Here is a 14,573-nt window from a genome sequence, read left to right as displayed (position 1 = left end):
CCGCGCCCGCTATGTGCGGCCTAGCGTGTTGGGCTCGACATCTCGGACCGATCGGACGGCTGACAGCAGATCCGAACGGCCCATGCGAACCCGCCCGCAGGTCGGACCCGTTCGCCGCGGCGCGGGTGTGGGCGGGAGAGCCGTGGCCTCGGGGGGCGGGTCCAGGCGGGTTCAGCTGTCTGACCAGGTCGGCGGGTGGAGCTGGCGGAAGGGAGCCGGCCTGGGGCGGGTGAGCGACCGCGAGCATGGCGTTTCCCCGTCGTCTCGCGCAACCGGATGTCATCTGCGTGATCGGATGTCCGGAGGATCCGCTTCGTCATGACTCGGGCCAGTTGCGCGCACCGAACAGGGGGGCCTGGAAGGGCCCGGCACCCTCGGGGCGGGCCGACCGGATTCCACAGGTCCGGGGGAGAAAGGCCGCAGGGCCCTGGGAGACAGGGTCTTCGGTCCCCGCGGCGGCCGCCCCGTCTTCGGTCGCACGGCGAGTGCGAGCGGGCGGGCGGACGGGGGCGGGAGGCGGCCCGCCGAGCCGGCGCGACACGCCCGGTGCGGACGGCGGCTCCGGGGGACCTTCGGCGGGTCGATGTGGGGCCAGCGGGGTAGGGACGGTAGTGTCGCGACGCTCTTGATGCCAACAACCGGACAACTTCCGCCGCAACGCCATCTGTTTCGCCAGACCGGACACGTCGCCCGTTGATAGCCCCCGACCTGCGCCGATCCGGTCGGGCTCGGCGCCAGGTCTGTCGCGTGCCGTACCTGCCGGCCTCGGAGGGTGGCCGGAACACGACGGCTGCCCCCTTCCCGTGGCAGGCCAGCAGCGCGCGTCTGACCTGCGGCGATGCGTGCGTGTTACGCTGGTAGAGGCGGAAGGGGCACGTGACACATGGCGTTCCAAGTCGGCGAGACCGTTGTTTACCCGCATCATGGTGCTGCTCTGATTGATGCGATTGAAACGCGCGTCATCAAGGGTGAAGAGAAACTTTATCTCGTGCTGAAGGTCGCCCAGGGCGACCTCACTGTCCGCGTTCCAGCCGACAACGTCGGCATGGTCGGGGTGCGTGACGTCGTCGGTCAGGACGGCCTGGAGCGTGTGTTCGAGGTGCTACGCGCCCCGCACACGGAGGAGCCGACCAACTGGTCCCGGCGGTACAAGGCCAATCTCGAGAAGCTCGCCTCGGGTGACGTGAACAAGGTCGCCGAGGTGGTTCGTGATCTCTGGCGGCGTGATCGTGAACGCGGTCTTTCCGCGGGTGAGAAGCGCATGCTCAGCAAGGCGCGGCAGATTCTCGTCAGCGAGCTCGCGCTCGCCGAGGGAACCAATGAGGACAAGGCTGAAGCCATGCTCGACGAGGTTCTCGCCGGCTGATACCGGCAGGCTCGAACATGCGCGGTCGGCAACACCGGGGCGGCATTGTGCGCGCCGTCCGACGTCAGCGGAAGGCTTGATGTTTCCGACCGAATCGTGGTTGCGGCGGATTTTCATCCCCGTGGGAGTGCCCCCGGAAGGGGGCCTCTCACCCGTCCGGATCTCCCGGGCGGTCAGGCGCGTTCGCCGCGGAGGCCGGAGTTGGTGAGCACCCGGGTCGGGGCCCTCGTCCCGGCGGCGGGCCGAGGCGAGCGTCTCGGCGGTGGCACGCCCAAGGCACTGCGGCCGCTCGGGGGCCGTCCGATGCTTTTGCATGCGGTGGAGACGCTCCTGTCGTCCACGCTCGTCTCTCAGGTCGTCGTAGCGGCACCGCCGACTCTCGTCGAGGTGGTGGGCCAGATCCTGGGCCCACGGGTGCTCGTCGTCCCCGGCGGGGCTGAGCGGGTGGACTCGGTCCGCGCCGCGCTCGAGGCGTTGGACGACGACATCGGCGTGGTCCTCGTGCATGACGCGGCGCGGCCGCTCACGCCCGCCAAGCTGGTGGACGCCGTCGCGACCACGGTGCTCGACGGCCATCCCGCTGTCATCCCCGTGTTGCCCGTGACGGACACCGTCAAGGAGGTGGACGCCGACGGCCGGGTGGTGCGGACCCCACCCCGGGACGTCCTGCGCGCGGTGCAGACCCCACAGGGCTTCCGGCGGGACATCCTGCACACGGCCTACGCGAACCGGGACCTCCCGGTCACCGACGACGCCGGCCTGGTGGAAGCTCTGGGGGTGCCGGTGACGACGATCCCCGGCGCTGAGGAGGCGTTCAAGGTGACCCGACCAGCTGACCTGGTCCTCGCGGAGGCCCTGCTGGCCCAGTTCGCACCCGGCGACGGGCAGCGGTGACCGAACCGTCGCTGCCCCGGGTGGGCACAGGTGTCGACGTCCATCCCTTCGAGCAGGGGCGGGAGTGCTGGGTCGCCTGCCTGCTGTGGCCCGGGGAGACGGGGCTCGCCGGGCATTCCGACGGTGACGTCGCCTCGCACGCCGCGTGCGACGCGCTGCTCACCGCGTCCGGCATCGGCGATCTCGGTGCCGTGTTCGGCACCGGTCGCCCCGAGTGGTCCGGCGCGTCCGGCGCGGCGCTGCTCGGCGAGACCGCGCGCCTGCTCGCCGAGGGCGGCTGGCTGATCGGGAACGTCGCCGTCCAGGTGGTGGGCAACCGCCCGCGGATGGCCGTGCGCCGGGTCGAGGCGCAGGAGGCGATGTCGGCGGCGCTGGGCGCCCCGGTGAACCTCTCGGCGACGACGACGGACGGGCTGGGCCTCACCGGCCGCGGCGAGGGCCTGGCCGCCATCGCGACGGCTCTGGTCACCCGCGTCTGACGTTCCCGGCCCGGCCCCCGGCGCCCGACTACCCCGTGCCCGGCGGGATCCGTCTGACCGGACGCACGTGACAGTGCCTGTGGCTGTCAGTGGCCCGCGGTCGTCCGAAATGGTCGTGGCCAAGTCGTGGCCAAAGGGATATGCCTGACTGGCATCGGCGTAGGTTGGATCCCGGGTGGAGTGAGAGGGTGTGCCCGGTGAGTGACTCCCGGAGGAGTGTGATGGCGGCGCGGCTTCCCGAGTCGGTCAGGGCGCTCGCGGATGCTCCGACATACGTGACGCTGGCGACGATCCGTCCCGACGGCTCGCCTCGCCTGACCGTGCTGTGGATCGCCCGGGACGGCGATGAGCTGCTCCTGTCGACCGTGCGCGGGCGCGCGAAGGAGCGTGACATCGCGCGTGACCAGCGGGTCGGGCTGATGTTCCTCGATCAGCGGGACCCGTACAGCTACGTGGAGGTCCGCGGGCTGGCCACGCTCTCCGAGGAGGGCGGCAAGGAGCTCATCGATCAGCTCGCCACCAAGTACACCGGGTCCCCATACCAGTGGGACGGTCCGGATGAGGTCCGGCTGGTGATCCGGGTGGTCGCGGAGCGCGTTCTCACCACCGGCTGAGCCCGCCGCGACCGACCCGGGGGACCTCCCTTTGGCACCGCCGCCGCGGCGGGGCCGTACCCTTGACAGATGGGTCTTCACCTCTATGACACGCGCACCCGGCGCGTGCGGCCGTTTGTGCCGCAGCGCCCCGGTCATGTGGGCGTGTACGTGTGTGGGCCCACCGTCCAGTCTCCGCCGCATGTGGGCCACATCCGTACCGCCCTCGCGTTCGACCTGCTGCGGCGCTGGCTGACGCAGAGCGGCCTGTCGGTGACGTTCGTCCAGAACGTCACCGACATCGACGACAAGATCATCGTCAACGCCGAGCGGGCGGGGACGAGCGTGTGGGAGCTCGCCACCCGGCAGACCCGGGCGTTCGAGGATGCCTACCGGGCCGTCGGGATCCTGCCCCCGACGATCTCCCCACGAGCCACCGGGCACATCCCCGAGATGCTCGAGATGATCGCCGTCCTGGTCGAGCGTGGGTTCGCCTATCCCGGCGCGGGCTCGGTGTGGTTTCGCGTCGGCGCGTTCGCTGATTACGGCGCGCTCTCCCACCAGCGGCCCGCCGCGATGCACCCGTCCCCGGAGTCCGAGCCGGGCAAGGCCGACCCCAGGGACTTCGCCCTGTGGAAGGCCGTGAAGCCCGGTGAGCCGTCCTGGTCCTCTCCCTGGGGCCCCGGCCGGCCGGGCTGGCACCTCGAGTGCTCCGCGATGGCGGGCAAGTACCTCGGCGATCTGTTCGACATCCACGGCGGCGGGCTCGACCTGGTGTTCCCGCATCACGAGAACGAGCGGGCGCAGTCCGTGTGTGCGGCGGAGCTCGCGGTCGCGGAAGCCGCGACCGCGAGCGCGGCGTCCCGAGGTGCCGTTTCCGGCGGCGCCGTGCCGGCTGGCGCCCGCGCGGCGGGTGCGGGCGTGGCTGGTAGGGGTGCCGGCGTGGCGGGCGAGATGGCGCGCTACTGGATGCACGTGGGCCTGCTCACCACCGGCGGCACCAAGATGTCGAAGTCGCTGGGGAACTCGTTCTTCGTGACCGACGCGCTGGCCGCGGTACGCCCCCAGGTGCTGCGCTACCACCTGCTCTCCGCGCACTACCGCTCCTCGCTGGAGTACAGCGAGCAGACCCTGGACGAGTCCGCGGCGGCGCACGACCGGATCGAGACGTTCGTCCGCAACGCCCTGGACATCCTGGGCGGGCCGGCGGAGGCCGCGGCGCTTGCCGCCGAGGCCGATCGCGTGGCGGGCACCGAGGCTGCGGACGCGGACGGGGCCTGGGCCGAGTTCGCCGCGGCGCTGGACGACGACCTCGGTGTCGGCCGCGCGCTGGCCGCCCTGTTCGGCGTGGTCGGCCGGGGCAACCAGGTGCTGTCGAAGACCCACAGCCGCGAGCTGGCCGGCTGGGTGGACGTCGCCCGCCGGATGCTGACCGTCCTCGGGCTCGACCCGGTCGAGCAGTGGCCGACGGCGGGCGCCGAGCTGCGCCCCGCGCTCGACGGCGTCATGGACGTCCTGCTGGACCTGCGCTCGGCGGCCAGGGCCCGGCGGGACTACAGCGAGGCCGACTCCATCCGCTCCCGGCTCGCGGCGGCCGGTGTGGTCATCGAGGACACGCCCGAAGGGCAGCGCTGGCACCTCACGTAGGCAACGGGCCGCCGGCCCGCCTGGGGCGAGATCCGGGCCGGCCGGCCATCCGCGTGGCCCGTCGTCGAGGCGAGTCGCCTGAGCCAGTCCATGTGCTGCTGGCGCACCACGCTTCAGCGGGGTAGCCCGGCGGAGGCCCCGACGAGGAGCCAGCGAGGGCCCCGCGAGAAGCCGGTGGGGCTGGCGGGGGCGCCCGGTGTCCAAGCCGGGCGGCCCCGCCAGGTGGGGCTTACTGCGCGCGGACGGTGATCCTCGTCCAGGCACCCACGTAGACGCGGTCGCCGTCGCGCAGGGGGATCGGACGGCCGGGCTCGATCGGGTCCGGCTCGTCGTTGAGGCGGGTTCCGTTCGTCGAGCCGGGGTCACGCACGGCGTACGTGCCGTCGGGCATCCGCTCCAGGGTCGCGTGCGCCCGGGAGATGCCCGGGTCCTCCGGTGCTCCCGAGAGGTCGATCTCGGGGTGGATGCCGCGCGACTCGCTGCGCCGGCCGATCAGCATCTGCGACTCGGTCAGGACGAAGACGCGGCGCGGGTAGAACGCGGGGAACGGCACGCGGTGGTCGTCACCGCTGTCGTAGTACTCGCGTTCCGCCTCGATGACGGCCTCCCACGTGCCACCGGGACCGGCATCGTCCCACTCGCGGCCACGGGAGCCGGTTCGCGGGTCGCCGCCCATCCGGGGATCGGCCGCGCGCGGGTCGCCGAGCCGGGGATCGTCGAGCCTCGGGTCGGCGCGGCGCGGGTCGGCCATCCGCGGGTCGGTGGAGTGGCGGGCCTCGGCGCCGCGCCGTGACCCGGTCTGCCGGGAGGTCACGCCCGCGTCGTCGACGGGCACCGCGCCCGCCGGAGCGGGCAGCTGGCCGGTGCTGAAGTCGAGCCCGCAGGTCTCGCAGAACCGCGCGGACGGCTCGTTCAGCGAGCGGCAGTTCGGGCAGGGGGCGGGGGCGTAGCGGTCGCGGGTGCCGGCCGGGGCCGGTACCGGGGTCGCGCCGGCGGCCGACACGCCGAGCGGGTCCGCACCGTAGCCGCCGCCGTTCGGGCCGTAGCCGTCGTCACGGTAGCCGCGCCGGTCGTCGGCCTCGGGCGCCGGCCGGCCCGGCTCGCCGGGGCCGTAGCCGCCCCGCCCGTCGGGCGCGCCGTACCCGCCGCGGTCGTCGCGGGCGCGAGGGTAGCCGGCGGGATCCGGCTCGCCACGCCCGCCGCCGAAGCCGCCGGCACCGCCGCGGTCGTCCCGCCCGTACCCGGGCGGGGTGCGGTCGTCGCGGCCGCCGAAGCCGCCGGCACCGCCGCGGTCGTCGCGCTCACGGCCGTAGGGGTCGAGCCCATCCCGCGGCCGTTCGCCGCGGCCGTCGGGCCGGGCCCGCTCGTCGGGCCGGGCCCGCTCGTCGGGCCGGGCCCGCTCGTCGGGCCGGGCCCGCTCGTCAGGCCGGGCCCGCTCGTCGGCGGGGCGCCCGTACCCGTCGCGGTTGTACGGGTCCGCCGCCGGGTACGACCGTCCGGAGCGCGGCTCCTCGGCGTATCCCTCGCGGCCGTAGCCCCCGTAGGGGTCGCCGCCGCGGCCGGCGCCACGCGGCGGATCCGCCACGCCTGGCGCGTCGGCCGGGGCGCGCCGGATGCCGAGCGGGTCATAGCCTCCCGGTGCTCCGGCGGGGCCCGAAGGCCCCGGGGGCACCGAGGGGTCCCGTTCCGGCGTCCGACGCCCGTACGGGTCCGCCGGACGCCCCGTCGGCGCGCCCGCGCTGTACGCGGCGCCGCGCGCGGCGTCGTCCTGACGGTAGCCGTATCGCTCCTGACCACCCACGATCCGCAGCCCGCACTGATCGCAGTAGTCGGGATCGTGCGACAGGTGCCCCTCCGGGCAGCGTGCGCTCACCTGATCACCTGTTCACCCGGACAGTCCTGGTTGACCTCGAGTCGAGGACCATCTCGTCCATCTTCTCGACGTTTTTCTTCAGACGAACCGTACCCGTTGTGGGATCGTCGATGTGAACCACCTTCTGTAGGAGGCGGTAGGTTGCTTCGTTGCCCGACGCGAGCGCGATCTGTACTCCCCGCCCAAGCCTCAGTGTGGCAGTGACGTCGTCTCCCTGTTGACGGGCCTCCAGCCCGTCCGCCAGGACCCTGGCCAGCTCGGCCTGACCGGTGTAATGCGCAACCTCCGTGTTGACCCGGGTGGCCAGTGCCGTGTCATCCGTCCACAGTGCGCGTACCAGCGCGGATGACGTCGGCTGGTGGTCGACGACGAGGCTTACGCGGGCCGCCAGGACCTCGGTGCCGACCTCGCGGGCCGGTAGGCGGACACACAGGTGGTAATCCCGGGACTCGATCCCCCAGGCCCCGGTCTGGTAGTCCGTGCAGTGGTCGTCGACGGCCCGGCCGGAGCCGGTGAGGTCCCGCAGGTCCGGGGTGACCTCGCGCAGGAAGTCCAGCGAGGCACCGGTGGGCGTCCACAGCCGCAGCGAGACCCGGTCGGTGGCCCGGTCGAGGGCGGTGGCCACGATCCGCTCGAACTCGGCCGCGAGGCCGGCGGGCTCGGGGACGGCGTCCACCGTCCCCAGCAGGCCGGTGGCGATCGCCCGCAGCTCCTCCACCCGCCAGTCGGTGCCCACCCCTCGGCAGTCGCACTGGAACCGGCCCTGGCAGGCGTCGACGGCGCCGAGCAGCTCGGATTCCATCTCGCCGTTCTGCCCGTCGGTGAGCAGCAGCGCGTGGCCGATGGCGTCGGGCCGGGTCGCCAGCAGGTCGTTCGCCAGCCGCAGCCAGCGGCCCATGGCGGTGCCGCCGTGCGGCTCGAGCGCGTCCACCGCGTGGCAGGCCGCCGCCCGCGTCGCCGCGGACGCCGGAACCAGCTCGGGCGAGCGCGGGTACGCCATCGCGGCGGAGCCGGTGCCGCGCACCACCGCGAACCACGCCCCGTCGGGCAGGCTGTCGAGCGCCGCCCGGACGGCGCGGCGGGCCTGGGTGACCTTCGCGGGCGGGTTCGCCATCGAGCCGGAGCAGTCGAGCAGGATGACCATGGCCTGCTCCGGACGCCCGGTCGGCCGGCCCGCGATCGGGGGGGCGGCCGGGGCGCCCGTCGAGGTCACCGTGATCACCGCGTGTACCTGGGTCCCACCGACCGGCAGGAACTCGTTCTGGTACACCTTCGCCGTGAACGCGCTCATCCGCCCGCCGCGGCCCGGGCGCGGCAGCGCCGCCGGGAGCCGGAGCCGGATCTGGAGCGGCCCCGCCCGCGGACACGGCGGGCGGCCTGCGGGCGCGGCGGCATCGTCAGCTCGTCACCCTCGCCGCGACCACGGTGATGTTGTCGTGCCCGCCCTGGTCGATGGCGAAGTCGATGAGGTGGCGGGAGACGTCCAGCGCGGACGCGCTCGGCTCGAGCTGGTTCACCAGCGCGGCGAGGACGTCCGGGCGCGAGGAGTAGTTCCACAGGCCGTCACTGCAGACGAGGACGGTGGCCGGGGTCTCGATCGGGAAGGCGGCGGTGTGCGGGGTGACGTCCTCGGCGTCGCCGCCGAGCCAGCGCGTCAGTGTGTGCGCGCGCCGGTGGGTCTCCGCCTCCGACGCCGGGATGAGCCCGGCCCGGGCCGCCTCGGCCGCCCAGGTGTCGTCCGCGGTGAGCCGCTCGCACCAGCGCGGGCCGAGCAGGTAGACGCGGCTGTCGCCGACCCAGCCGACGGTCACCATGCCGGGGCCGTCCACCGACGGCGGCGTGATGATCGCCGCCGCGAAGGTGCAGGACGGCGCCATCCGGCCCTCCGCCGCGCTGAGCTGGGCGATCGTGGCCTGGGCGGCCTCCACGGCCCGCTGCAGGGCGATGTCGGCCTCGTCCGGGCCGAAACCACCGGAGATCCGCCGCGGAGCGGTGCGCGGCTCGTCGTACTCGGAGTACTCCTCCAGAACGTCGAGGACGTCGTTCGCCCGGCTCGCCGGCCGCTCGTCGTACGGGACGGCCTCGCCGGGCCCGTGGGCGCGTACCGCGTCGGCGAGGATGGCCGTCGCGGTCGCCGCGGCGGCGGCGGACGCCTCCCCGGAGCCCGGGGTCGTCGAGACCCCGTCGCAGACCACTGCGATCAGCGTGCCGTGGACGATCGCCACGCCCATCGAGTCCTCGTTGGTGGTGTGCCGCACGCCGCGGTCACACACGCCGGCGAGCGGGCCGAGGTCGATCTCGCGGTGGTCCTCGTCGCCGCCGGCCACCGGGACGCCGGTCAGGGCGAAACCGCAGGCCTCGCAGTACCGGGCGTCCTGGTAGTTGGGCGCCGCGCACACCGGGCAGCGCATCACCTCGTCGTGCGCGTCGTCGTCCGCCTCGCCCGGGGCGGCGCGCTGGCCCAGGAGCATCGTGGCCGGATCGGTGTCCTCCGCGTATCCGTCCTCGTTGAATCCGCTGCCCGAATAGGTGCCGTCCGGGTACGTCTCACCCTGGTAGCCGGGTTCGGAGTACGCGGATTCGGGGTACTCGTGGTGATAGTCGCCGTCCCGGTAGCCACCCGTGCCCGCCGGGTAGCCGGCGCCGGGATAGGCGCCGTCCGGATAGGCGTTCTCCGCATAGCCGTTGTCGGCGTAGCCGTTCTCCGGGTAGGCGGACCCGGAGAACTGGTCCGGCGTGTAGCTCTCGGTAGGCTGATCATCGGCTCGGAAGTCCTCCGCCCGGTAGCTCTCGGTCGGAAGATCGTCACCTGGGTATCCGCCGGGGTGGGTGGAGCTCTCGGCGTAGCCGGCATTCGGGTGCGGCGAGTCCGGGCGTTCGGGGGGATAGCCGTGCCCGGGGTAGCCCTGCCCGTGCCGGGGGTTGAGGTCCACAGTCAGGCCACCGGCCGCTGGACCGGCCCGCCGGGGACAGCGAGTCTGGGCGGTGTGCGCGGAGCCATGTGGTGAGTGCCTCCTGCCCGTCCTGTGGGGACCGGATATATCACGTCGACCTGCTCAAATCCAAGTACGCCGAAATGAATAGTGGCATGATCCGCCAGATGCGTCGACGCCCGTGATCTCGGTGCCCCCTTCGGTGCCAGCGCTCGCCCGTGCTCCTGGGATCGGCCGGAGCTCTGTCTCCAGTACGCCCTCGCCACGGGCGCTCTCCGTAACCTCTGCCACCTCTCCCACCTTTTCCCTAGTGGGCGCTCTGTTTCTCGCCTCCGCGGCGGCTTCCACGGCCGGCGCGGCGGCGCCGTCCACCGCGATTCCGGCGAGCTCGCGGGCCATGTCGGCGGCTCTGGCGAACCGGTCCGCCGGATCGGCGGCGGTGGCACGAAGGAGGAACCGGCGCAGCGGTTCGTGCCGAGCCAGCACCTGGTCGACCTCCTGGGCGGGAAGGGTGTATCGGTAGGTTGACGCTCTGTTCGGGAAGTCGAGTACCGCGGTTGCCAACAGCCTGCCGAGAGCGTAGAGGTCGGAACCCACCGACGGGGGGCTCACCGTCAGCTCGGGGGCGTCGAAACCGGCCGTCACATGGAAGGTGCCGCCGCGCCGCCCGGGTTCACGGATCGCCTGAAGATCGATAAGCGTCACCCGGTCGCCGCCCCACACCACGTTTCCCGGTGCCAGGTCGCAGAAGACGTACCCGCGGTCGTGGACGTACTCCAGCGCGGACAGCAGCCGACGCACCCCGGCGACCGCCTCCGGAACGGGTAGCGGCGCCGGCGCCCCGCCGCGCGCCGCCCGCCGGGACCGGAGCAGATCCGCCAGGGACGGGCCGCTCACCAGCTCCATCACCGCGTAGACGACGCCGTCGTGGCGGACCTCGCCCAGCGTCTCGACGATCGCCGGATGTCGCAGCGGCGGGTCGGGCGGCAGCCGGCGGCCCGGGCGCAGGCCCAGCCGCGCGGGCGGGCGCATCCCACCGCGGCGCACGCTCTTGAGCACCACCAGCCGCCCCGGGACGCCACCGCCGGAGCCTGGGCCACCTGGGCCTGTCGGGTCGCCCGTGCCGGTGGTCTCGGCGGCGCCCGCCACGCCGCGCAGGTCGACCGCTGAGAAGACCCAACCGGCGGGCCCGGGGCCGCCTTCGGCCAGGCACTCGACGATCTCGTAGCCGCCGGCGACGTCCCCGGCGCGCAGCGGGGGCGCGAAGGAGTAGGGGGTCCGGCAGCGCGGGCAGAAGCCGCGGTCCCGGGCGGGCAGCCCGAGCCGCCCGCAGCCGATCGGCCCGGCGCAGACGGGGCAGCGTGCGGCCGGCTCACGCGGTGTGCCCCGGTCGCGCCCGCGAACCGAATGCCCGCGGGTCACGTCACCGCCTCGGGACGGGTGGAGCTCCCGATCCCGGCCGGCTTCCCGCCCCCGGCGCTCCCCGCGGGCCGCCTGGCCCGGGTGCGCCGTGCCGGCCACGTGGGCTGGGTGGGATGCCTGGGCCGTGCGGAGGGCGCGGACTGAACGGGGGACGGGGACTGACCAGGAGGCGTGGGCTGGGCGAGGCGCGCAAGCTCAGCGGGAGGCGCGGGCGGAGCGGAGGGCGTGGCCTGGATGGGCCGCGTGGTCGAGGCGGCCGGTGCCGGTCGCGGGTGCGGAGTGGTCTGCGGGGGCGGGATCGGGTGGGTGCGCGTACCGGATCGGTCCCGCTGCGCGGGTCGCCGCGGCGGTGCCGGTCGCGCGGGCGAGCCGTCCCGGGCGGCGAGGGCGGCGCCGAAGTCGTTGACGAGGCCGGCGGCGCGCTCGACATCGGTCGGCGCCGAGTACAGCTCGCGGCGGGCGGCGCGGGCGAGCGGGAGCAGTCTCGGATCCGCGGTGAGGCCCAGCCGGGCCGCCTTGGCCTCCCAGGCGCCGAGCAGGCCGCGCAGCTCCTCCCGCCGGCGCAGCGCGGCGCCGTTCGCGCCGGCGATCCGCTGGGCTGCGAGGTGGGTCGCCTCGGCCACCTCCAGCCAGCGGGCCAGCCCCCGGCTCGACTCCTTCCAACGGCCCGCGGCCGCCTGCGCGCGCAGCCGGATGAGCCAGGGCGCCAGGCCATGCTGTTGGTCGTCCCGCCAGTTGTCCGCCAGGCGGTACAGCGGCCCCAGCCCGCGGATGCGGCCGGTAGCGAGCCCGACGTCGCGGCGGGCGGTGTCGTCCAGTCGGGTGATCTCGGCGAGCAGCGCGCCCGCCGCGGCCAGGTCGGCGTCGAGACTGTCATGGCGTCGGGCGAGATCACCAGTCGAGCGCGTGGCCGCGGCGACCGCGGCCTCGGTACGGGCGCGCAGCCCCGGAGGGACCCCCAGGGGATCGGAGCGCGCCGCGGCGGAGAGCTCCGCCAGCAGTCGCCGGGCCGCGACCAGCCCGGCGTCACCGGGCGCGAGACCGAGCCGGGCCGCGAGCACGCTCGTCTCGGCGACGGCCCGGCTGCCGGCGGCGATCTCGGCCAGCAGCGCGTTGCGCACGCCGAGGATCAGCCGCATCCGCCCCCGCACCGCGGCGACGGCCGCGTCCACCCGGCGTGCCAGCTCGGCCGGGTGCACCTGCCCGGAACGCACCTGTTCCGGACGCACCCGCTCCGGGCCGATCTCCGCGATCGGGCGGATCTGTGCCACCCGGCGGATCTGTGCCACCGGGCCGATCTCCGGCGCCGGAAGGATCTTCGTCTGCGGGAGGATGTCCGGCACCGAGGGGCCGTACAGCAGCGCGGTGAGCTCCGTCAGGGTCCTCGCGTCCACCCGGGAGCGCCGGCCGCGCAGGCTCCGCGCGGCTTCGGTGACGTCGCGCAGGGCCGCGTAGGCCCGCCAGACGTCCGCCAGGACGGCGATCACGGCGAGTGCCTCGGCCCGGGTGACGCCACTCAGCGGCGCCGGGTCGAGCAGCGCACGTTCGGGGCTGTTCTCCAGGTCGAGTAGGACGCCCGCCTGGGCCGCGACGGTCTCCTCGAGCGCCCGCAGGGCGGCGTCGAGATCGTCTGTGCCGGGAGAGGGCACCGGCTCACCGCCCGCGACCGGGCCGGGAGACGCTGTTCATCCGCCCGCTGTACATGCGCCTCCTGTCCATACGCGCGGCCACCTCCACCGGGCGGTGTGGCCCGCCCGACGGCACCGCCGGAGCGGCCGGCCCCGAATGTGGACGGGGCCCCGCGGCCGGGGGACGTCCCTGCTACCGAGGATAGGTAGCCTGCAGCCGGCTCGCGGACCGTCTCGCTGAACTGGTGCGGTCTGTGGTCGTCGCTGTGGCCCGTTCGGTCGCCTGCTCCGTGGCCGGACTTCTCGTCTGCTCGTCGGCCGGTGCCCTGCCGTCTTCGTCTGCCGTCTTCGCCTGGCGGCGGCGCCCGCCGTGTGATGTGCCCATTACGGATACCGTTGATGGACGACCGGCGTCGCGGCGTGGCCGCCGACGGCCAGCTGACCCGGTCGGACGATCGTGGGCTCGCCGGGCGGGTTCACGACCCGACGGGCTAGTGACGAGGTGGACTGTTATGGCCGGTGGCCAGGGTCGAGGCGGCCGAGGAATCGCCCGCGGCGGTCAGGGAGGCCGGGCCGCGAAGGCTGGCTCCCACCGCAAGGGCGCGGCGGTCGGCAGCGGCGGCCAGCGCCGCAAGGCGCTGCAGGGCAAGGGCGCGACGCCGCCGGCCGAGATGCGTCCAGGCCATCCGGCGCAGCGGCGCGCGGCCGTGAGCGCCGCCGGCACGCGGGCGGCCGCGAAGCGCCCGGGCGGCCAGGCGGCCGACGAGCGCGACCGCCCCCGGGCCGAGCGGGGCACCGGCGGATCGGCCGGCGCCGCCGGTGCCGGGCGCTCAGGTGGTCACAGCGGTCACGGCGGTAACGGGGCGCATGGCGGTCACGGCGGGGTGGGGGCGCCCGGGGCGTACGGCTCGCGGCGGGTCGAGACCGACGAGCTCGTGGTCGGGCGCAACGCGGTCGTCGAGGCCCTGCGGGCCGGCGTGCCCGCCACCACCCTGTACATCGCCGGCGGCCTGGACTTCGACGAGCGGATCGCCGACGCCCGGCGCCTCGCCGGCCGGGCCGGGCTGGCCGTGGTCGACATCGGCCGGTTCGAGCTCGACCGCCTGTGCGGCACCGCGCCCCACCAGGGCCTCGCGCTGTCCGTCCCGCCGTTCGAGTACGCCCACCCCGACGACGTGCTCGCCGCCGCGCGGGCCGCGGCGCCCGGGCTGGTCGTCGCCCTCGACGGGGTCACCGATCCGCGTAACCTCGGCGCGGTCGTCCGCTCGGCGGCGGCGTTCGGCGCGAGCGGCGTCGTCGTGCCGGAGCGGCGCGCCGCCGGGGTGACGGCCGCCGCGTGGAAGACGTCCGCGGGTGCCGCCGCGCGGCTGCCGGTCGCGCGCGCGGTGAACCTCACCCGAACCCTGCGCTCGTTCGCCGAGTCGGGCCTGTTCGTCGTGGGCCTCGCGGCGGACGGCGAGGTCTCCCTGGACGAGCTGCAGGTGGCCACCGACCCGCTGGTGCTGGTGATCGGCTCGGAGGGCAAGGGCCTGTCCCGGCTTGTCGGCGAGTGCTGCGACCTGCGGGTGCGCATCCCGATGGCGGGCCAGGTCGAGTCCCTGAACGCCGGGGTCGCGGCCGGCATCGCCCTCTCCGAGATCGCCCGCCGCCGCCGGGTGGCCGCCGCCGTCTGACCCGCGGATTCACACCTCCCTCAGATCTCGGCCGGCTACCGTCCGCCCAGTCGGCGGCCGGCGGC

General features: G+C 74.5%; 11 protein-coding genes. 6 read left to right on the top strand and 5 right to left on the bottom strand.

From position 1 onward, the window contains the following. Positions 1-883: 883 nt before the first annotated feature. From AC559T_RS22530 to AC559T_RS22510, 5 genes are all read left to right on the top strand, one after another. Entirely contained in the window at positions 884-1,366 is a 483-nt protein-coding gene (locus AC559T_RS22530) for a CarD family transcriptional regulator (RefSeq protein WP_006545253.1), read from the top strand. A 204-nt stretch (positions 1,367-1,570) separates the two neighbouring features. Then, positions 1,571-2,260, top strand: a complete 690-nt coding sequence (ispD, locus tag AC559T_RS22525; RefSeq protein ID WP_112108112.1) for a 2-C-methyl-D-erythritol 4-phosphate cytidylyltransferase — start codon at positions 1,571-1,573, stop codon at positions 2,258-2,260. Continuing rightward, the gene (ispF, locus tag AC559T_RS22520; RefSeq protein ID WP_498870014.1) at positions 2,257-2,739 is read left to right on the top strand and encodes a 2-C-methyl-D-erythritol 2,4-cyclodiphosphate synthase; all 483 of its coding nucleotides are present in this window, start codon (positions 2,257-2,259) and stop codon (positions 2,737-2,739) included. Before ispD ends, ispF begins: the two co-directional genes overlap by 4 nt. Positions 2,740-2,960: 221 nt before the next feature. Continuing rightward, positions 2,961-3,353, top strand: a complete 393-nt coding sequence (locus AC559T_RS22515; RefSeq protein WP_012157807.1) for a PPOX class F420-dependent oxidoreductase — start codon at positions 2,961-2,963, stop codon at positions 3,351-3,353. 69 nt (positions 3,354-3,422) lie between these two features. After that, positions 3,423-4,979 carry a cysteine--tRNA ligase gene (locus tag AC559T_RS22510; RefSeq protein ID WP_498870013.1) on the top strand — a complete coding sequence of 519 codons (1,557 nt, stop codon included), beginning with the start codon at positions 3,423-3,425 and terminating at the stop codon, positions 4,977-4,979. A gap of 229 nt (positions 4,980-5,208) precedes the next feature. On the opposite strand, the gene AC559T_RS22505 is transcribed toward AC559T_RS22510, so the two are convergent. The 5 genes from AC559T_RS22505 to AC559T_RS22485 form a co-directional block, all read right to left on the bottom strand. Continuing rightward, complete coding sequence (locus AC559T_RS22505) at positions 5,209-6,852, bottom strand: double zinc ribbon and FHA domain-containing protein (RefSeq protein WP_498870012.1); 1,644 nt, start codon at positions 6,850-6,852, stop codon at positions 5,209-5,211. Between the two features lie 4 nt (positions 6,853-6,856). Continuing rightward, complete coding sequence (locus tag AC559T_RS22500; protein WP_071065799.1) at positions 6,857-8,143, bottom strand: vWA domain-containing protein; 1,287 nt, start codon at positions 8,141-8,143, stop codon at positions 6,857-6,859. A 106-nt stretch (positions 8,144-8,249) separates the two neighbouring features. Next, positions 8,250-9,785 (bottom strand): PP2C family protein-serine/threonine phosphatase, encoded by a 1,536-nt coding sequence (locus AC559T_RS22495; RefSeq protein ID WP_071065800.1) that lies wholly within the window; start codon positions 9,783-9,785, stop codon positions 8,250-8,252. A 123-nt stretch (positions 9,786-9,908) separates the two neighbouring features. Further along, entirely contained in the window at positions 9,909-11,207 is a 1,299-nt protein-coding gene (locus AC559T_RS22490) for a protein kinase domain-containing protein (RefSeq protein WP_498870011.1), read from the bottom strand. Further along, a complete protein-coding gene (locus AC559T_RS22485) occupies positions 11,204-12,856 on the bottom strand; it encodes a hypothetical protein (protein WP_498870010.1) in 1,653 nt (550 codons plus the stop codon). The genes AC559T_RS22490 and AC559T_RS22485 overlap by 4 nt, the downstream gene beginning before the upstream one ends. A 491-nt stretch (positions 12,857-13,347) precedes the next feature. On the opposite strand from AC559T_RS22485, the gene rlmB reads away from it, so the two are divergent. Then, positions 13,348-14,508: a 23S rRNA (guanosine(2251)-2'-O)-methyltransferase RlmB gene (gene rlmB, locus AC559T_RS22480; protein ID WP_498870009.1), complete on the top strand. Its 1,161-nt coding sequence runs from the start codon at positions 13,348-13,350 to the stop codon at positions 14,506-14,508. Positions 14,509-14,573: the final 65 nt, after the last annotated feature.

It is taken from the genome of Frankia sp. Hr75.2, assembly GCF_949319125.1.
Taxonomy (GTDB): domain Bacteria; phylum Actinomycetota; class Actinomycetes; order Frankiales; family Frankiaceae; genus Parafrankia; species Parafrankia soli.
This window is presented reverse-complemented; position numbering and strand designations above follow the sequence as displayed.

Coding starts and splice junctions, on each gene's coding strand:
- AC559T_RS22500 (WP_071065799.1), bottom strand. CDS start 8,143: ATGAGCGCGTTCACGGCGAAGGTGTACCAGAACGAGTTCCTGCCGGTC.
- AC559T_RS22530 (WP_006545253.1), top strand. CDS start 884: ATGGCGTTCCAAGTCGGCGAGACCGTTGTTTACCCGCATCATGGTGCT.
- rlmB (WP_498870009.1), top strand. CDS start 13,348: ATGGCCGGTGGCCAGGGTCGAGGCGGCCGAGGAATCGCCCGCGGCGGT.
- AC559T_RS22510 (WP_498870013.1), top strand. CDS start 3,423: ATGGGTCTTCACCTCTATGACACGCGCACCCGGCGCGTGCGGCCGTTT.
- AC559T_RS22515 (WP_012157807.1), top strand. CDS start 2,961: ATGGCGGCGCGGCTTCCCGAGTCGGTCAGGGCGCTCGCGGATGCTCCG.